The organism is Bradyrhizobium zhanjiangense (genome assembly GCF_004114935.1).
GTDB classification, from domain to species: domain Bacteria; phylum Pseudomonadota; class Alphaproteobacteria; order Rhizobiales; family Xanthobacteraceae; genus Bradyrhizobium; species Bradyrhizobium zhanjiangense.
The window spans coordinates 4763766-4781724 of record NZ_CP022221.1; the positions used below are offsets into that span (position 1 = coordinate 4763766).

At 59.3% G+C, this 17959-nt stretch carries 16 protein-coding genes and 1 pseudogene; 10 read left to right on the plus strand and 7 right to left on the minus strand.

Annotated features, from left to right (window positions below; genetic code table 11):
- Positions 1–10 precede the first annotated feature (10 nt).
- Positions 11–313 carry a hypothetical protein gene (locus XH85_RS22785; RefSeq protein WP_128933571.1) on the minus strand — a complete coding sequence of 101 codons (303 nt, stop codon included), beginning with the start codon at positions 311–313 and terminating at the stop codon, positions 11–13.
- A gap of 426 nt (positions 314–739) precedes the next feature.
- On the opposite strand from XH85_RS22785, the gene XH85_RS22790 reads away from it, so the two are divergent.
- Together XH85_RS22790 and XH85_RS46795 are read left to right on the plus strand one after the other, a co-directional pair.
- Positions 740–937 (plus strand): hypothetical protein, encoded by a 198-nt coding sequence (locus XH85_RS22790; protein ID WP_128933572.1) that lies wholly within the window; start codon positions 740–742, stop codon positions 935–937.
- Between the two features lie 33 nt (positions 938–970).
- Positions 971–1179: pseudogene (locus XH85_RS46795) on the plus strand (PRC-barrel domain containing protein).
- A gap of 344 nt (positions 1180–1523) precedes the next feature.
- On the opposite strand, the gene XH85_RS22800 reads toward XH85_RS46795, so the two are convergent.
- Positions 1524–2285: a hypothetical protein gene (locus tag XH85_RS22800; protein ID WP_128933573.1), complete on the minus strand. Its 762-nt coding sequence runs from the start codon at positions 2283–2285 to the stop codon at positions 1524–1526.
- A 79-nt stretch (positions 2286–2364) separates the two neighbouring features.
- On the opposite strand from XH85_RS22800, the gene XH85_RS22805 reads away from it, so the two are divergent.
- Entirely contained in the window at positions 2365–2571 is a 207-nt protein-coding gene (locus XH85_RS22805; protein ID WP_128933574.1) for a thermonuclease family protein, read from the plus strand.
- A 610-nt stretch (positions 2572–3181) separates the two neighbouring features.
- Positions 3182–4051, plus strand: coding sequence for an SDR family oxidoreductase (locus XH85_RS22810; protein WP_128933575.1), 870 nt, complete (start codon positions 3182–3184; stop codon positions 4049–4051).
- Positions 4052–4113: 62 nt separating this feature from the next.
- On the opposite strand, the gene XH85_RS22815 is transcribed toward XH85_RS22810, so the two are convergent.
- On the minus strand, positions 4114–4425 hold the full coding sequence (locus XH85_RS22815) for a helix-turn-helix transcriptional regulator (RefSeq protein ID WP_128933576.1): 312 nt from the start codon (positions 4423–4425) through the stop codon (positions 4114–4116).
- Positions 4426–4535: 110 nt separating this feature from the next.
- Complete coding sequence (locus tag XH85_RS22820) at positions 4536–5024, minus strand: hypothetical protein (RefSeq protein ID WP_128933577.1); 489 nt, start codon at positions 5022–5024, stop codon at positions 4536–4538.
- 73 nt (positions 5025–5097) lie between these two features.
- Between XH85_RS22820 and XH85_RS48085 the strand changes: the two genes are divergently transcribed.
- From XH85_RS48085 to XH85_RS22850, 6 genes are all read left to right on the plus strand, one after another.
- A complete protein-coding gene (locus XH85_RS48085) occupies positions 5098–5313 on the plus strand; it encodes a helix-turn-helix domain-containing protein (protein ID WP_128933578.1) in 216 nt (71 codons plus the stop codon).
- Between the two features lie 47 nt (positions 5314–5360).
- Positions 5361–6329 carry a DUF7146 domain-containing protein gene (locus tag XH85_RS22830; protein ID WP_245473785.1) on the plus strand — a complete coding sequence of 323 codons (969 nt, stop codon included), beginning with the start codon at positions 5361–5363 and terminating at the stop codon, positions 6327–6329.
- Complete coding sequence (locus XH85_RS22835; protein WP_245473786.1) at positions 6326–8401, plus strand: hypothetical protein; 2076 nt, start codon at positions 6326–6328, stop codon at positions 8399–8401. The genes XH85_RS22830 and XH85_RS22835 overlap by 4 nt, the downstream gene beginning before the upstream one ends.
- Complete coding sequence (locus XH85_RS22840; protein ID WP_164940819.1) at positions 8398–8883, plus strand: hypothetical protein; 486 nt, start codon at positions 8398–8400, stop codon at positions 8881–8883. The genes XH85_RS22835 and XH85_RS22840 overlap by 4 nt, the downstream gene beginning before the upstream one ends.
- 18 nt (positions 8884–8901) lie before the next feature.
- Complete coding sequence (locus tag XH85_RS22845; RefSeq protein WP_128933579.1) at positions 8902–9429, plus strand: hypothetical protein; 528 nt, start codon at positions 8902–8904, stop codon at positions 9427–9429.
- A gap of 225 nt (positions 9430–9654) precedes the next feature.
- Positions 9655–9876 (plus strand): hypothetical protein, encoded by a 222-nt coding sequence (locus XH85_RS22850; RefSeq protein WP_128933580.1) that lies wholly within the window; start codon positions 9655–9657, stop codon positions 9874–9876.
- Here XH85_RS22850 and XH85_RS22855 read toward each other — a convergent pair.
- From XH85_RS22855 to XH85_RS22865, 3 genes are all read right to left on the minus strand, one after another.
- A complete protein-coding gene (locus XH85_RS22855; protein WP_128933581.1) occupies positions 9854–10558 on the minus strand; it encodes a recombinase family protein in 705 nt (234 codons plus the stop codon). The genes XH85_RS22850 and XH85_RS22855 overlap by 23 nt on opposite strands.
- 265 nt (positions 10559–10823) lie before the next feature.
- Positions 10824–12026, minus strand: coding sequence for a HEPN domain-containing protein (locus XH85_RS22860; protein ID WP_128933582.1), 1203 nt, complete (start codon positions 12024–12026; stop codon positions 10824–10826).
- Between the two features lie 25 nt (positions 12027–12051).
- Positions 12052–17946 carry a DEAD/DEAH box helicase gene (locus XH85_RS22865; RefSeq protein WP_128933583.1) on the minus strand — a complete coding sequence of 1965 codons (5895 nt, stop codon included), beginning with the start codon at positions 17944–17946 and terminating at the stop codon, positions 12052–12054.
- Between the last annotated feature and the right edge of the window lie 13 nt (positions 17947–17959).

Consider the following 17959-nt stretch of genomic DNA (forward strand, 5'->3'; position numbering starts at 1 on the left):
ACGCGGGCGTTTAGCCGCTAGACCGCATCAAAAACGGATCGACGGACACAGCTAATCGGTCCGCAATTTGCGTGGCGGCTGGCATGGACTGCTTTAACGGATCGACGGACACAGCTAATCGGTCCGCAATTTGCGAGGCGGCTGGCATGGACTGCTTTAACGGATCGACGGACACAGCTAATCGGTCCGCAATTTGCGAGGCGGCTGGCATGGACTGCTTTTCGAGAGGTAGCGAGCCGAGAGAATTCATGGCCAGCCCAGTGCAAGTGGCAAGAACAGCTATCGTGATCGCGGCGAGATATTCGGTCCTCATGGCGATCATCCCTCCCTTCATCGCCCCCTGATATTAACCGGGCACTCTCAGAAATGGTTCCGAGTGTTGTTCGTGCGTCAATTGGGCTCGTGGTCTAAGCGTTGACGCCACACTCTGAGTTCCCTCGTCCGAATGGAACCCATCGCGTCGCGATCAGAGATCGAAGGAACGAAAGCACCTGCGAGGCTTTAGAAGAGCATGAGACCGCCGCTCGCCGGTACTAACACGGCGCAGATCGCGGGATAGCCAAAGGTCGCGGCCAGCGACCCGCTATACTCAATACAAGCGCTCGCGCAGATAGCCAAAAGCGACGGTCTCCGGTTCTATTTCGAAATCGCCAGTTGTGCCCCCGATCGGTTGCGGGGGGAAGGCACTGAGCCGATGTCGGCCTTCCGGCGGCTTTTTTACCGAACCGGAGGTTCTGTTATGCGCAACCGCATCGACATTGACGACATACACAGCCGGGCCATCGTTCGAGTGATCGGCAAGGAACTGCGCGCGTCGCTGGAACCAGAGCCGGAACTACCGGCGAAACTCAGAATGAAAATCGATCGGCTCCGCGAATTGGAGCGCTCACCGTCAATCGTTCCCGATGCGGAGCATTGGAAGACACCTCGCCATTGAGCCGCGGATGGCTCGGCCGAACATGGACGAGCAATGCCATCGGTGAAACGCCATGCGTTAATGATTTTGAACGAGTACGGTGAGGCGCAATCCGAGTTAATCGGTAAAGCCGTCGTCCTTACCGACGGAAAGGCAGGTAGGGTCGAGAACGTTGGGCTGGATGAGTTGCACGGGCTTCGCATTTCGATCAAGGCCATGATGGAAGATGGCCGGTCTCAACCATCAAGCTTGTGGAGAGCTAGATCTTCGCATCCGCTGCGCGCTCTTTTCAGAACACTACGAGCAGGATGAAGAACCCGATCTCAATCAGGAAAACGCCCCCCGCGATGGCGAGTACGAGGTACAGATCGCCCGACAATGGAAGCCGCATGGCGTGCCTCGCGTCTCTGCGAAGCCCCAAGATCAATTGCTGAAACCCAGCGTGAGTTTCGGCTCCGGTGCCGACTTCCGATCGCGGGGCCCGCGGTTCCGATGAGTGGCCTAGGCTTGCTAAGGTGCTTTGGGAAAGGCGAAATTTCGCGGGAACGCGGGACGCTGGCCTTTCAGGATATCCGCACCTTGCGTTTTCGAGCTTTGCATCCGGGGTTTATGCTGCGAAATCCGTAGGACCGACGGGCGATGCGCGAGCGCGCTCGGTCAAGACGCGGCGCGGCCCGCCGAAGAGACCGAAGCGGCAGCTTAGGAGCATTGCTCCGGTCCCGCTTTCGCCGACTGCCGCACGAAGCCGTGCGGCGAAACCCTGTTGATCATGCTGCGATCGTCCGAAGCTCGATGCCCAGTACCGCGCTCGGTGTTGCGTCGGGCCGGTGCTCGATGGCATCGCCCTGCGTCTGCGCGTGCCAGACGAGCGCGGCTTCCTCACGCTCGACACGAAGGCGGTCGCGCCCGATTCGGCAAGCCTAACCTCGCGGTCGCTGGCCGAGAGTGCCTGTGTATCGTCGGCTTCCGCGTCAATCAGGCCGTCAAGCGCCTTGAGGAGCGCGGGTCGGTGCAGCCATGCGAACAGCGCAAGCAGGTCGGGCACTTCGCCCTGTGCACCTCCGATGATCGGTGAACCGTCCTTGCCAATGGCGACCAGCGGCAGGCGCGTCTCGATGCGTGGCCAGCCGACATCAGCGAAGTGCTCCACAAGCGCGGACACGTCGGGCGTGCCTCTGTTGGCGAGACTGTCCAGGTATTCCCTTAGACGAGCCTTACAGTCGCTCGATGGGAACGGAGCGGAGCGGATGCGGTGCGCGTCGGCATCCAGTTCGCGAAGTCGGAGCCTCAGCCGCTCGACCGCATCAGGGAGCCGCTCGTCGCGCTTATTGACCGCGCTGGCCTCGATCGGCGCCGCCTCGACCAGCACGGTGCCGGGCGGTCTGCCGCGCCGAAGCCAATCTTCACAAGACCGGAGGAGGCTGGCGGTGGCGTGCGCCGATGGGGGCGTGGACCTCGCCGACTGGATGGTGCGTCAGGGCCTGGCGCTCGATTGGCCGCAATACAGCAAGCGCGCTTATGCCGAGGCGCGGCATGAGGCGGAGCGGCACGAGCGCGGTGTCTGGCAAGGCAGCTTCGTACAGCCGTGGCGCTATCGCACGTGTTTGCGACGGCGGGGCAAGCGACCGGCCGCGTGCTCGGACGAGGCGGGCTGAGGGCTATGAGGCCTGTTTAGCGGGTCGCTGAGGGGCCGTCCGCCCTGCACCCGAACTGCCTCGTTCGCGATTGGTCGCGCGTGCGGGCAGTGGCGAGATTTCCGGTTGCCCCACTAGCGCGGTACTCAATTGAGCGTCTGATCGACTGATGTCCGCTCAACTGTCAACAGCGGCGGAAGTGCGGACATGGCCCGAGGTCGCAGAAGGCCAAACCCGGAAGTGACAGCTTAATTCTCCGAGTTCATTGATGTGACGAATATTGCAAGTCGCAAAAAATAGGAAAGGGAGGATGAGAGTGCAAGGACAACCGAATAGGTGAACGGCTAAACTAGGGCAAATAAAGGAATCTCTACGACTGCGATAGACAGCGGCCTGTCGATTTCCGCTATGCGCTGTTAGCGACCGGGGCCGTGAGCGGCGCAATAGGTCGCGATCGGCCAATCGCGGACGTGACCAGTCTCATTCGATCACCTGGTCGGCACGCTTTTGGGGCCCTTGTAGGAGGGGAAGGGGAGGGGATAGTCTTGATTTCCCGCTGTTGTGGTACCTATACCCCACTCCGCAAGGGGGGTACCCAACTACTCGGTGCGTCCCTTACAGGAGTCCTCCGATGTCATCCCTCAAAGGCAAGACGCTGTTTATCTCCGGCGCGAGCCGCGGCATTGGGCTTGCGATCGCACTGCGCGCGGCACGCGACGGCGCCAACGTCGCGATCGCCGCGAAGACCGCGGAGCCACACCCGAAGCTCAAGGGTACCATCTTTACCGCCGCCGACGAGGTGTGCGCGGTCGGCGGAAAGGCGCTGCCAGTCATCTGTGATATTCGCGACGAGGCCCAGGTGGTCGCGGCCGTTGATAAGACCGTCGCCGAATTTGGGGGCATCGATATCTGCGTCAACAATGCCAGCGCCATTAGCCTGACCAACTCGCAAGCAACCGACATGAAGCGGTTCGACCTCATGATGGGCATCAATACGCGCGGCACTTTCATGGTGTCGAAATATTGTATCCCGCATCTGAAAAAGGCGGAAAACCCGCACATCCTGATGTTGTCGCCGCCGCTCGACATGAAGGCAAAATGGTTCGAGCGATCTACAGCCTATACCATGGCGAAGTTCGGCATGAGCATGTGTGTGCTTGGACTATCGGCCGAGCTGAAGAGTGCGGGCGTCGCAGTCAATGCGTTATGGCCGCGTACTGCGATCGCTACTGCGGCAGTCGCCAATCTCTTGGGGGGCGATGCCATGATGCGCTCGAGCCGCACGCCCGAGATCATGGGAGATGCGGCTTATATCATCCTTACCAAGGTATCGCGCGAGTTCACCGGGCAGTTCTGTATCGATGACAAGCTGCTCTATGCCAGCGGAGTGCGTGATTTCGACCGCTATCGCGTAGATGCCTCTGTCCCGCTGGCGTTGGACATATTTGTACCCGACGACGACGTGCCGCCGCCCGGCGTCATGGCAGTGCCGCTTGGCTAGACCGCCGCGGTTGCCACCGCATCAACGTCGGCTCAGGGCCGAAAGGCGGACATCCCCAATCCTCAGCGCGTGTCCAGTTTACCCCCAACAGCAACAACCGCACGCACGCGCCGCCCTTTGCCCCGAGCCCGATGTGGATCGAATTCATCGACCGCGTTCTGCCATGCCACGATCTCGTCCTCGTACCAGACGCGCCGGTTCGGGCTGATGTAAGTGCACTTCGGAAACCGGCCTGCCTTCTCCATGCGATAAAGCGTGGTGCGGCTCACCGGGACGATCTCGAGCACCTGGGCCTCGTTGAGCATGCGGCGAGGAGTTGACCTGTGCGCCGCATCAACGCCCGGCTCGGTGAGTGTTTGCTTTGCTGCGGTCATCACGAACTTCCCTTAAAGCTCGGTCTGCAATTCCGGGGGCAGGTCTTTCGTCATTTGCTGGGGCGAGGCGTTTTCTGAGATTAGTCCCCAGTCATGCGAATGGTGATCGTCTACGTCTTTGTCTCTTTGTTGCTTCGCATCAACTCGCGGAAACGGCTGATGTCGAACTTGTCAGATTGCAAACCAAGTGGTCGAACTCTACGGCGGTAGTTTCGGGCGATAGCGCGTCCGATAACCTCCGGTGGATCTTCGGGGCCTGCCTGCTGCTCGCGTGTTCCCAACGCTATCAGTGGCCTCGCAGCAAGGTCGGAGGGGGTGATCGGATAGCTCATCACCTGGTCGGCGATTGCAGCCATGAACGCAGACCGCGCCCTTTCGTCGCCCCACCACGTTGTGCCGAGGTCGCGCATGGTCTCGTGCGCCAGAAACAGGATCGCGTAGATCAGATCGAGCGTGTGACCGTCACCTTGGATGTCGAAAGACATCTCAAGACGCTGGCGGATTTCTTCGGCAATCGACCTCAGATTGAGAGAGCTGGAGTCGTCAAGTTTTGCACGAAGATCGTCACCGAGGGTGATTTTGAACTGCTGCTGCTTCACGATGTAGCCCTTGATATGATTAAATATAGCCCTACAATACTTGAAAGTAAGGGGCAACTGGATCATACTCAAAATGACTGGTTCAGAAAGCACGAAGGCCCAGCGCGTCCTCGACGAGCGTTGGGATGGTCGGTCCACTTTCACGGTTGAAGAAGCTGGATGTGAAATCTTGGGCCTCTCGAAGTGCAGTGCCTATGCAGCCGCCAACTCTGGCGAGTTGCCTGCAATTCGAGTCGGACGTCGTTGGATCGTCCCGCGGCATTCGCTGGAAAGAATGTTGAGCGGCTAGTTGAGCGAGCAAGGGGAACATCATCGCGCGCTAGGTGGAGAGCGCATGTGATTTCTATTGAGCAAATTGCGGCGGCCTGCGGCGGTGCCAAACGGACGGCTAGCGGATTCATGTGTCGCTGTCCCGCGCACGAAGAGAGGGTCGGCAGCCTGTCTCTTGGATACGGCCGCGACGGGATCGTACTTGTCTATTGCTTCGGTGGTTGCGATCAGAAATCGATTATCGATGCGCTCAAACGCCTCGGCCTCTGGCCGGGGACGTATCTCGCTGGAGCGCGGGAGTCTGATGTTGTCAAAGCGGCGGTATCGAAAGATGCCGGCATCTGCGGTTCCGCTTCCCCGGCAGCAAGGGTTTGGAACAACTCAAGCTGCGCAAAGGGCTCGCTCGTCGAGATCTATCTGCGGCGGCGTGGTGTAACGGTCTCGATTCCCTCTTCCATTCGTTTTCACCACGGGTTGCGGCACCCGGAGGGGGCGCGCTGGCCCGCCATGGTGTCATTGGTGACCGGGGCATTGGACAACAAGCCGATCGCCGTCCACCGCACGTTCGTCTCGCGCGATGGCACCTCGAAGGCACCTGTTGAACCCACCAAAATGATGTTGGGACCTTGTAGTGGGGGGATCGTTCGCCTCGGCGGTCAGGGCGGCGTTCTGCTGGTCGGCGAGGGAATCGAAACCTGCCTCTCGGCGATGCAGGCGACGGGACATCGGACGTGGGCGGCGCTTTCGACCTCCGGGCTGCGGAGGCTCGCTCTCCCGGATAACGAGCGGGACATTATCGTTCTCGCGGACGCCGATCAGCCTGGTGAGTTGGCGGCCAGCGAAGCCGCGCGCCGTTGGGCGCGGGAGAGGCGTCGGGTCCGCATCGCGCGCCCCCCTGCGGGGATGGATTTCAATGACATGCTCATCGCGTGCCGCCCCAAGAGCGCTTTGATCAGTTTCAGCCCGGGCCGGGGGCCGACGAGCGTGCCGCAAAGCGCCTCGGGCGGATCGAGCTATGGGGGCGACCTGACATGACGGTAAACACCGAGAGCTGCGAGCACGGGCTCCCGCGGTGTTTCTGCCGGCGTTGCGGGGAAAATGATCGCTGCGTGCCGGCCGAATCTTCGCATCACGTCGACGAGATCGATGTCGCTCATGAGCCTGCTGAACGTAGCATATTGAAAGCGATTGCCGCCGCCGAGGAGGTACGCGACCCCCTGGACGGGTTGCTCGAGCAGACAGCCCACGATTCCGGCGCGCCCTTCACGCCGGATGTCGTAGCGGCCCTTGCCACCCTGAAAAAGGACGACCTCGCGGCATTCGGAGTGCTGCGTGCCGGACTTAAGAGTGCAGGTTGTAGGATCACAACGCTCGACCGGGCCATCGCGGACGAGAGCGGAGTTGCTGCCGGGGCGAGGCCGACGCAGGCTAACATTCTGATCGAGCTCGCGCAGAGCGCCGAATTGTTTCATGCGCCCGACGGAACCAGCTTCGCAGATCTGGACATTAATAGCCACCGCGAGACCTGGCGGATCCGCTCCACGGGCTTCCGTCGTTGGCTCACGCGCCGCTTCTTTGAGGAGGTAGGAGGCGCGCCGAGCTCGGAGGCACTGAATTCAGCGCTGAACTTGATTGAGGCGAGGGCACAGTTCGACGCGCCGGAGCGGCGCGTCCACAACCGCGTCGGCGGACTTGACGGTAAGCTCTATCTCGACCTCGGCGACGGAATGTGGCGGGCGGTGGAGATCGATTCCGCCGGCTGGCGGGTCATCAACAATCCCCCGGTACGGTTTCGTCGCGCGGCCGGGATGCAGCCGTTGCCGGCGCCGGTGGCCGGCGGATCAGTTGAAGCGCTGCGGCGCTTCCTCAATGTGGACTCGGACAAGGACTTCGTCCTGGTGGTCGCCTGGGCGCTGGCCTGCTTGCGCGATTGTGGCCCTTACCCGGTGATTGCTCTGGCAGGCGAGCAGGGCTCGGCCAAGTCCACCTTTTCGGCGATCCTCCGGTCGCTGCTTGACCCCAACACGGCGCCCCTGCGCGCACTGCCGCGCGAGGATCGCGACCTCTTTATTGCCGCCAGCAACAGCCACGTGCTGGTCTTTGATAACGTCTCGGGTTTGCCGCCGTGGATCTCCGACACGCTTTGCCGGCTGGCGACCGGCGGTGGTTTTGCCGTCCGCCAGCTCTACACTGATCATGACGAGGTGCTGTTCGACGCGACCCGCCCAGTAATCCTCAACGGCATCGAGGAAATCGTCACCAGGCCCGACCTTGCCGACCGCGCCTTGTTCTTGACGCTGCAGCCAATCCCCGAAGAGCATCGCCGCCCAGAGCGGGAATTATGGGCTGCGTTCGAGGCGGAACGTCCCAAGATTCTTGGAGTGCTGCTCGATGCTGTGGTCGAGGGCCTCAAGCGGTTGCCTGAGACACATCTCCAGAGGCTGCCGCGAATGGCCGATTTCGCGCTTTGGGCCACGGCGTGCGAGACGGCATTGTGGCCGCAAGGCACCTTCTGGTCGGCCTACTATGGCAACCTCGACGATGTGGTGGAGGGCGTGCTCGACGCTGACCCGGTCGCCACCGCTGTGCGTGCCATGATGACAATGCGGACTGTGTGGACGGGGACGGCCTCTGACCTTCTGGGCGTTCTCGCAGAGGCGGTGAGTGAACGAGTTGCCAAGTCGAAGTCTTGGCCTGATGGCGCTCGGGCACTGGCGGGCAGGCTGCGCCGGGCTGCGACCTTTCTGCGCAAGGTGGGTATCGATATCGTCTTCCAGAAGGAACAGAACCGGACACGAACCCGCACCATCACCATTACGAGGACGCAGTTTCCCTCAGCGCCAGAAAAGCCGGGGGCAGCAGCGTCCGCAGCGTCCGCATCGTCCGACAATTCGGGAAAAACCGGTGCTGGCAACGACTTCGCGGTTCGGTCAGCGCGGACGCAAAACGGGGATGCGGACGATATTAGCCGGCGCGAGGATCAGATCGTCCGCGACAACTCCTTGGAAAACAACGCCGTGGACGCTGCGGACGGTGCGGACGCAACTTCCCCCCTCCAATCTGGGACCGAGAAAACAGGGGCGCCGGGCTGGAGTAGGCGGCTATGAGCGCCCTCGAAGCTCTCAGGGCGGCGGGCGCCGCCGGCATCAAGCTCGTGCTCGACGGAGACGATCTCGTTTTGACGGCCGCCAAGGCCCCCCCGGACACGGTGCTCAGCGAACTGTCCCGGCATAAGCCCGAGATCGTGTCGCTGCTGCGGCCCGGCCGTGACGACTGGTCGGGCGCGGATTGGTTGGCCTTCTTCGACGAGCGGGCGGGAATTGTCGAATACGATGGTGGCCTGCAACGGGCGGCCGCCGAGGCCCGCGCCTTTGAATGCTGCGTGGTGGAATGGCTGGACCGCAATCCTGTCCGGTCATCCCCGGACTGCTGTCTCCATTGTGGCGGCAGCGAGAGTGCAATCGACCCACTGTTGCCGTACGGGACGACCGATCACGCCTGGCTGCATTCGCGCTGCTGGGAAGCGTGGCACGCGAACCGGAATGCCCAGGCTGTTGCCTTCCTATCACCGATCCTCAGAGCTGCCTGATGGGCAAGCGAGGTAACAATGCCAACCGCCACCCCACATGTTTTGATAGAAATGCCAGACGAGCCTGACTGCCGCTTTTTTGCGGCTTGGCTTACCCAGGCGGCAGAAGCTCAGGGTCTCTGGTCGAAGGCACTGGAGGACCCTGAATTCTCAGATCGCGTCGGGATTCTTCATGTCATCGTCGTTCCCGATCTCGCAATCAGGGCACTCGCAATCTTCGAGGAACTCGGACGCGGGCGGCATGTCGCAGCGCTAGCTCTTTACCCAGAGGACGATTATGGCGAGTTCAGTGTGGAGTTTGGATTGCTGGTACAACTCGGGTTGTTCGTCCACGTTGATGAGAGCTACCGGATGGCCGTGCCAGAATCGATCGCGCTCGAGAAGGTGAAGCAGGCAGCTTTAGACGTAGTAGCTACTGCGGAGGACCAGGACGGCATCGAACTAGTCCAGCCGGAGCGCCTGTTGCATACGCTGTCGAAGACGGAAGCGGAAGATGGGCGATCAATACGGCTCGCCATGCGCCGATTCAGACTCATAACTGGTTGATATCGATCTCGCAGGTCCGAAAGGCTCTTGGCCAGTAGTTTCGCCGATGAATCATGAGTAGACTCAGATCGATAGTGAAGCGGATACGGGCTCACAAGGGGACACAAATGGAGGCCATCTATGGGACGGCCAATCGGCAGTATGAATAGGGAAAAGCCCTTCAATGACGCGCTCCGGATCGCGCTTCGGAGCCGGCCCTTGGCATTGCGGAGGATCGCGGACCAATTGCTCGACCGGGCTGAGCAGGGCAATCTCGCCTACATTCACGAGCTCGTCGATCGTTTGGATGGAAAACCTGCCCAGCTCATTGATCGGCGCGACGTGCCGCTCGAAGAACTGAGCGATGCCGAGCTTTATCGGATTGCTGCGGGTGAGGAGTCGCGAACCGGCGCGCCGAAGATGCTGCTGATCCCACCGGCAAAAGTCAGGTCAGACGATCCGGCCTGAGCCCGTCCAGGTCGCCACCTGAGAAGTGCAGGCGACTAAGTAGCCTGATCACCTGAGTGGCTTGCCACTTGCCTCCTCGCGTAGTCGCAATCCCGCGTTCATTCAGGATCACCGAAATGCGCTTGGCGGGGAGGTTGCGTAGCGGCTCGATAATGGGGCGGAAGTGCTCCGCGTGCAGGTCCGCTTCCGCTCTGCGGGCTTCTCCGATTGCAGCATTGCCGAGCATCTGCCCGCGAGCCTTGGCGGCCGCGAGCGCTTCCCTCGTGCGCTGAGCAATCCGCTCACGCTCTTTCTCCGCGACGGCAGCGTGGATGTGGAGCATGAAGGGATCAACGTCCGGCCCGAGCTCGGTGACGATGAATGGGATGCGCTGCACCATCAATCCGCTGATGAAATGGACGTCGCGGCTCAATCGATCCAGTTTGGCGATGATGATCGGGGCCGCGCCGGTCTTGCCGCCTCGACCAACCTTGCGGGCGAACTTCATGGCCGCTGCGAGCTCAGGCCGACGTTCCAGAGCGTCAGCGCCCTTCCCAGTCTCCACCTCGCGGTATTCGGCTTCGATGTTGTAGCCGTGCTGCGCACAGAAGGCTTTGATCGCAGCTTGCTGGGCTTCCAGGCCGAGACCGCTGCGACCTTGCTTAGGTTTTGAAACGCGGATGTAGGAAATGGCGGGCCGCATAGAATATTTGTCCTCTCGAGAGTTACAGATGATCGTGCGTCAATGTGTAAACGTAACTCAATCTAGCGGACCAATACGCAATTCGGAATCCACTTTCTTCGGGGAGTGCAATTCATCGAACATCGCAATGAGACGTAGTCGGACTCGCGCGAGTCTCGTCGCCCATGCTCTTCAAGGCCTACCTAAGAGTTTTCTAGTCAGGGGAGGGGGAGGGGAAAAACTTGCGGAAAAGCATGCTTGTGCGAATGAGCGGCAGGGGATGGGGCTAAGGATGTTCCGCCAAAGTAAGTAGCTCCTTTCGCAGAACGCGCCGCGTCAGGTCTCGCATAGTATCTATGTCGAAGCTCGGAGGCGCATCCTCACCGTTATGTACGTAATTTGATCTCACCTTGTAGAGTTCGGAGATGCGCTTTCTGTTGTTTTCTCGCTCGACTGAAGAACCGGCGAGCCAATATGCAACTGAGTCTTGGAGCCTTGCACTTAAATCATCCTTTTGCCGCTTGTCCAAAAGCAAGCCCTCCATTGTGATTGCCAAAAACATAGCAGCCTCTCCGACGTTCCACCCCCCGTAGGAGCGAAGATACATTCGACAGGCATGCCGGGCCGCCACCGCCGCCGGGCTCACATCAGCCATCGCGCGGACGAAAACTCTCAAATTTGTCTCAAGTCGACTTTGGGGGCCTCTGGCAGCATCGATCTCGTTGCCTGGAACCGGCGCACGCAATCCAACCAAATGCTTCGAGGTCTGCACCGAGATCAAATCCAAATACTCTCCGGAATTGATCCGATGTCTGGAGCCAATAGAGAGGCTGCAGGTGGCCCCTGGGAGGGTTCTGTAATGCAATAAGCCAATAACCTCCATGACAGCCATCGTCGATACAAGGAAAAGATCTATGTTCCTCCTAGCAATGTCATACCGGTGCGCATGCACACAGCCTTCAATCCATAGAAACTCCTCGGCCCGGTCCTCGACTTGTAGTTCTGGATGCAATTTCACCAGAAGGAGGTCCGAATAACTTGATGATAGGCGAAATTCCAAATCGCCGGCTTGCGACGCGCAATCAATACTAGGCCGTGAAGAGAAACGCTGAGGCGAATAACAAAGCGGGGCTTGAAAGAAAAATTTGTTCAAGCTCCTCATCGCAACGATACCTTGGGCGATCTCATTAGCAGGTAGGGTCCCATCGTCGGGAACGATACCGTCTACTCCACCAATACGCTGTAACGCGTCCGCATCTGCACAAACAAATCGCCGGGCTTCTTGCTTGGATTCGAAGGCGCCGTCTTTTCGAAGCAAGTCCGCGAGGCGCTCGAAATATTCCCGAATCCGCCCCGCATCTTTTTGGTCGACGCTTGGATCGCAGCCCTCCGCTAAGCGTTCGTCGGCCGCATCTTCTAGGTCGTAGAGCGCACATATCTGGCGCTCAATCTCCTCCACAGTGAATTGGAATCCCTGCTCACTGCTCAAAGCTCAATCTCCTCTGGCCGATCAGTCACGGAAGGTCGGGTGTTCGATTGCGCGCGTGCTCAATCGCCTTCACTGGTCGGCGCGCAATATCGAAAGTATCGACAAAATACACATTGTCGGCTGGTGCGGCATTGATCGTATCGCGCAAGGGGCCGTTCGTGATCGAGATAGTGTCGAGCCTCCAGAACGGATGTACTAGTACGAAGGCCTCCGTGCCTCCTGCAAAGGGTTGGGTCAGGACCGGCAAACCCAACGGCTCGCAATGTATCACGCGGCGATTATTCGGGTTCAATCGACGAACCTCCTCGGCAGCTTCTGCCGCCAACCGCGGCCAATCGGCGAGCTCCGGATAGTTTTCAAAGCGGCCGTCTAGTCCCGCTTGAAAGGTGGAGTCCAGCATTCCGCGGAGGAAACCGATGCCCAGGCGCCAATCAAGGAGACCGTGGTAAGCACGGTTGTTGTACCGCTGGAGGCAGCGGTAACACGCTCTGGCGCAGGATTCCGGATGATCCCCCTCGAAGAATGCTTTAACAAGCCTGTCCTTGGGATCATTCACCAAAGAGTCGATTAGTCGACGAATCAAGGGATGGATTCCTCCATCGGAGCCCGCAAGGCGCCTTGAAAAGCCTGCGCCGTTCACCAAGAAATCGGCAATTTGTAGCATCGGAAGCCCGTTTCTGAGCCGTGGCTCAAGGGCCTCGAACTCCTCTGGCCCAATATCCATTTCAAGAGCAGCGCGCTGGACAATCAACTGCGTAGCCGAGATGGCCGCCGCTCGCACACTGATCGCGTGAGGCTCACGACTTCCTACTCGATCGAACGAGAGCCTCGATGGCACCGATCGCATAAGAAGGTATAGGGAGTCCGTCTTCTTTCGCGACATCAAGCGAACCGTTTCCGGCTCCGCAGGGACGTTGTTGGCATCCGTCGCCCGCTCCCAACGTTTCAGATCGCTCGCCACATCCACCAAGATTGCTTGATCAGTTAGGCGACCTAACCAAGCCGCGGGACTTTCCTGAATCTTGAAATTTTTCTGTACGACCCCAACAATCGGGAATCCTTCCGGTTCACCACTGTCACCGATTGGACCTCGATTTCGACGAATGATGGCGGCTTCCGCGCCAGTGCTGTAGGCCATGTTCGATTCTGCGACGGGCGTAGACTCAAGCTCTTCGATTTCGCTGGAGGTCTCACGTCTAACCGCGCGAATTGGCGCCTCGTCCTGGTCTACTGGGACCGGTTCGAACGACGTTCTGAATGCAGCCGGGATATGGTAGAGTTCGAAGTCCGATGGCGAGATCGTTTCCTTGCAGTCCCCACAGGATTTCGCTTCGAAGACGCGGGTAGGAGACGTATTGGTAGCCCCACAGTTCGAACAGATACCGATATAGGTAGTGTCCTCCCACCAGGGGGCACCTCGGCCAGATAGCGCGCGCGCGCGGTTTTGTGTGTCGATTTGGATGCGCCCCAGTTTGGGCGTGAACCCAATCGATGTATGTTTGCGTTTGTCACGAATGAGGGAGCTTCCTGGCGCGAACTCGTAGATCGCAAGATCCATTTCTCGATCTATCGTGTCCCAGTCCGGTTCTCCCAGCTCGTTGGGTTCCACACCGACATAGAGGTCGCGAACGCGGGTGGGCATTCCGTACATCGGAAGAAGACCCTGTTCGGCCAGGAAGCTCGCTAGGCCTCCTTGGTCGCGTTGTCCAGCCTCGGTTCTACTCCTGATTTCCTTCATCAACTTCTCGACTGTGGTTTCCCGAACGAGGGCTAACTCCCGGCCAGGGAGGCCAAGTCCAAGCACGCGGGCACAGCTTGTTCGTATCGCGTCTGTTGCTTGCAGAGTCTTGGCCAACGCTGGGTCCCATTCCGACCCAATCGCGTAGAATATTGCCGCCGGCAGGAATTCGCCATGTATGTCGGGCTTACCATCGTCACCAGGCCATCTGGGCCCCGCGGTTTTGCGCAATTCCGCGAAGGCCGCAGTGAGCCAAACCTTTCGCAACAGGCGAAGTGGGATTGCTAGATGATCTGTCGTCAAGAATGGCGGCGGCGGCGGATCTCCCGTGATCGACTCCGGGTGCGCGAAGTAGTGCAAGTCATGACTCCGACCGCGGCATAATGTTGCTGCTAGGGAAAATGCTTGCCCGCGACGGCCGGCACGGCCGACGCGCTGCTGATAGTTGAAACGCTGCGGCGGCATGTTGGCCTGATAAACCGCTTGCAGCGCGCCAATGTCGATACCGACCTCCATGGTGGTGGTAACCGATAACATGTCGATTTCCTTGGCTCTACGGTCTAAGGCAGCATCGTAGTTTCCTGCCTCATCAACGAAGATCCCGCGAAAGCGACGTAGGCGTTCGGCTGGCGACTGAGTCTGCCCTGTCAGTTCTTCGCATCGAAGGCGGAAGGCACCAAACCCTTCCGCCGTGCTCCGCTCAACGCGCTTTGCAAGCACATTGCGGTTGCGCAGCTCACTTACCGGCCCGTTAGCGGTCGTCGGAAGGAAGTGCTGACATCGCGTGCAAACGCCGGTGCCGCGGTGCAAGTGAGCACGGGAACAGTTCGTGCATTCGTAGTAGGGATGATCAGGCCCGACGAGGCGGATAAATAGCCCCTCTGGTTCGATGAACCCGTTTCTATGTCCCAGAGCCGTCAATTTCGTTAGCACTTCATCGAGCTCGGAACGACCCGAGCCGGAGCTTGCCTCAGCAAATTCCAATACGCGAGTGCTTCCAATCGATTGTGCGATCGGCCACTCCTTCTTTTTGTCGTTTCGCTCGACCCATTTGTTGCCAAGTACGCGATAGGCGTCGGCGAATACTCGTAGGTAGGCATCGAAACGATCCGCTTGCTCGCCATGTTTGGAAAATAGGCTCGGGTAACCCAATCCGGTCTCTTCGAGCGCAAAGTACGTCTTCGAGAAAAGCACATCATCGACCAGCGGCCTCTGTTCCCGAGCCACTGATAGTCTCGCTTCACCAAGTGTAATGGGATCACCTTGAGTGATCCAATCGATGCGGTCTCCATTTTCAACGAAAAGATTCTGCCATTCGAATTGAGATGAGGGCTGGCCCTGGCTAGGAATCTTTCCGATACCGACTTCGTCGGTCGGGTGCATTCCAATTTCTACCATCTTCGACAGCAAGGGGCTCGCCTCTCGTCTGAGCGGCTCACCTGCGGCGGGCGCTCGCTCGACTACAGAAGCTAGCGGGATGCGATCCGGATCGCCTCGGCGCCTCACCTCTCTTAGCCTTTGGCTGAGCCGAGAGAATTCGGCATCATCCTCTCTGGCGGCCGCTTCGGCCATCTTCTTTTTGAGTTCATCCTCTGAGTCGACTGGTCTTGACGCGATCTCCTCCAGCGCCTCAAGCAGCATCTGCCGTCGGCTGTCTTGGTGATGTCGGCGTTCGATATCGAGCGCTGCCCTCGAAGCGTCCTGCCTGCTATCGGAAAAAACCACGGCCTTGGCCTCGTCTCCGCCGGCATGCAGTAATTCGAATACTTCGGTCGCGACGAGCTGAGAGCTCTTTGCGAAACCAGCTCGAAAATTTCGAATAGGAGACTGCCGGAATTTGGAGCTGCGACCTGCATAGTCGGCGCCACAGGCTGGACAACAATTGGGACCGGCAGAACCTGGACGTCGCAGTTCGCGTCCGCCATTCCTTCGCGGTAGTTTGAAGATCCGTCCTTCTATCCGACCAGCTCCTATCGTGCCGGCATCACTGACCAAGCCATTGCGCGTGTCCATGATGGCTTCTGGCCAGCTTTCGTCTGTATTGTCTCCTTGTTTGACCGAGCGCCGTGAAGGCCAGAACAGGGCGAAATCTTCGTAGCTTAGATCTTCGAAATTACCGTCCGCACCGGCTTCCGGCAAAGACTCCAAATCCGGCGATGCCGGAAGGAGCTCAACGAGAATCCCGAGGTTCGCTGGATGCTCGCCACGTCTGCCGCCAACGAATTCCTCCCCGCATGCCTCGCAATACACGAGCTCGAACACCCTGCGCAGTTCATCGCCTTCCCGGGTATAGGTTGTTCCGCGCTCGACCGTCACGCCTTCGAATTCGACGTGACCCTCGGGTCTACCGACCGGAGTGGCGAATAGACCCTCTATGGAGCGAATGAACACGTGTTCGCGAAAGCTGGTCAGGCCATCCCTAATCTTCGTCGAATAGAGGGATTCGATCCGCTCACCCAGACCGCGCAGCAGGGTCAGCCCTCGCAACGCAAGCAGCTCTGCCTCGGACGACGAACCAAAAATCCGTCGCGCGAGGATGTCTGTTGCTGTCGCGCGCAATTGTTCGCGATCGTTCTGGCGACACGCTGCCGCCAATACTGCAGCCGCAGCCTCGACGCCGCTCTTGGCAACTTGAGACGGATTAACGAGTTGTTCCGTTGGCGAGAGAACCTTGGTACATTCGAGAATAGCTGCATCGAGTGCATCGCCGCGAGCGACGCGACCCACATAGCCGCCAGCGGGGGCTAGCACTTTCACTAGCTGCCGGAATGCTGAGCCATCCAGCGGAAGCGCCACTTGAACGGGATCGGTTTCGGGCTCGCCCGGCACGATGCATTCGAACCAAGCGTCTTTCGATGTCGCGCCCTCAGAATCTCGCCCAGTGTAAGTGCCAAGCGGGCCGAAGAAATCATAGAGGTATTTGAGACTTCGCTCTCGACCTTCTCCTTCTAAGGGTAACGAGGCGCTCGATGCCAATATCCGCAGCTTATGCCGCGTCTCTGGGCGATCCAAGCCGAGCCTGTGCAGTACCACCCTGATGAGCCCTGCCACCTCCGTTCCTGCGGAGCCCCGAATAAGATGGAGCTCATCGAGTACCAGGAAAAAATAGGCATGCTCGTCCCGTTCCAACCATGCTCGCGTTTCATCAAACATTCTCTGTTCGGCGTCTCGCGTCAGCATCGCGCCGAGCATTGAAACGTTCGTAACGAGAAGATCGGGCGGTGTCTTCTGCATATCCCAGCGTGCAACGAGCTCCGCTCCGTCAACCGAGGGAAACAGGTAGCGTGTCGGCTCATCCTCGGGATGTGCCGTGTCGTGCCGACGTGCTTTTTGTTGATCGTCAGCATAGGCGCTCATGGCGTCAGCGACGCGCTTTACTCGCCGCGCGGCGGCCTCCTTTTCTTTTTGTACGTGGGAGCGGCGAGGATGCTGAAGATGGCCCGCTACCGGCGTTGCGCTAGTATATCGCCCGAAGAAAATCCGGTTTCCGGCGAATCTACGATCCATCACCTCCTGTGCTTCAGGAGAATCGAAGGTCTTTCGCAGGCGCGTCAATTGATCCTCGACGAGAGCGTTCATTGGATAGAGGATAAGGGCGCGGAGCGCCTTGGGCCTGGCTTGATGCTCATGCTGCCGGTGCAACTGGAAATTTGTCGGGGTATCCTTCCACCATGAGCCAGCAAGATAGCCGGGTAGGGGTGCAGGCCAGCGAACGGCTTCATTCGCTAAGGCCGCTAGGATAGGCAGCATGAAGGATTCAGTTTTTCCGGATCCCGTACCAGAGGTGACGATCCCAGGAGTGCCTTGCCGGACACCGCGGGCGAGCATATCTACCTGATGTTGGTATGGTTTGAATTTGTGCCGCCTTAGAAGCTCGTCGTCTCCCGGTTCTCCGGGAAAAAGACCTGAGACTGCGAGCTCGGCAAAGGCGCGGCGTCCTTCTCGAGAAAGGCATTCAAGCGGATTGGGCTTGGGCATGTCGATAAAATCGGCTAGCGCATTGGCCGCAGCCTTATAGCGCGAAACAGGCTCCAAGAACGGCTGCGTAGCCAACGTTCCTGGTGACCTCAGAAGCTCCTGCCGTCTGCGTGTTAGAGCTGATCGACGAATCCGGAAGGCGGTGTCCAGATAGGAGATGTAAAGCTCGCGAATTCGCTCGAAGCCACCCAAAGGATCTAGCATCTTAAGCCCCCAA

Coding starts and splice junctions, on each gene's coding strand:
- XH85_RS22835 (WP_245473786.1), top strand. CDS start 6,326: ATGACGGTAAACACCGAGAGCTGCGAGCACGGGCTCCCGCGGTGTTTC.
- XH85_RS22865 (WP_128933583.1), bottom strand. CDS start 17,946: ATGCTAGATCCTTTGGGTGGCTTCGAGCGAATTCGCGAGCTTTACATC.
- XH85_RS22810 (WP_128933575.1), top strand. CDS start 3,182: ATGTCATCCCTCAAAGGCAAGACGCTGTTTATCTCCGGCGCGAGCCGC.
- XH85_RS48085 (WP_128933578.1), top strand. CDS start 5,098: ATGACTGGTTCAGAAAGCACGAAGGCCCAGCGCGTCCTCGACGAGCGT.
- XH85_RS22840 (WP_164940819.1), top strand. CDS start 8,398: ATGAGCGCCCTCGAAGCTCTCAGGGCGGCGGGCGCCGCCGGCATCAAG.
- XH85_RS22845 (WP_128933579.1), top strand. CDS start 8,902: ATGCCAACCGCCACCCCACATGTTTTGATAGAAATGCCAGACGAGCCT.
- XH85_RS22855 (WP_128933581.1), bottom strand. CDS start 10,558: ATGCGGCCCGCCATTTCCTACATCCGCGTTTCAAAACCTAAGCAAGGT.
- XH85_RS22790 (WP_128933572.1), top strand. CDS start 740: ATGCGCAACCGCATCGACATTGACGACATACACAGCCGGGCCATCGTT.
- XH85_RS22815 (WP_128933576.1), bottom strand. CDS start 4,425: ATGACCGCAGCAAAGCAAACACTCACCGAGCCGGGCGTTGATGCGGCG.
- XH85_RS22785 (WP_128933571.1), bottom strand. CDS start 313: ATGAGGACCGAATATCTCGCCGCGATCACGATAGCTGTTCTTGCCACT.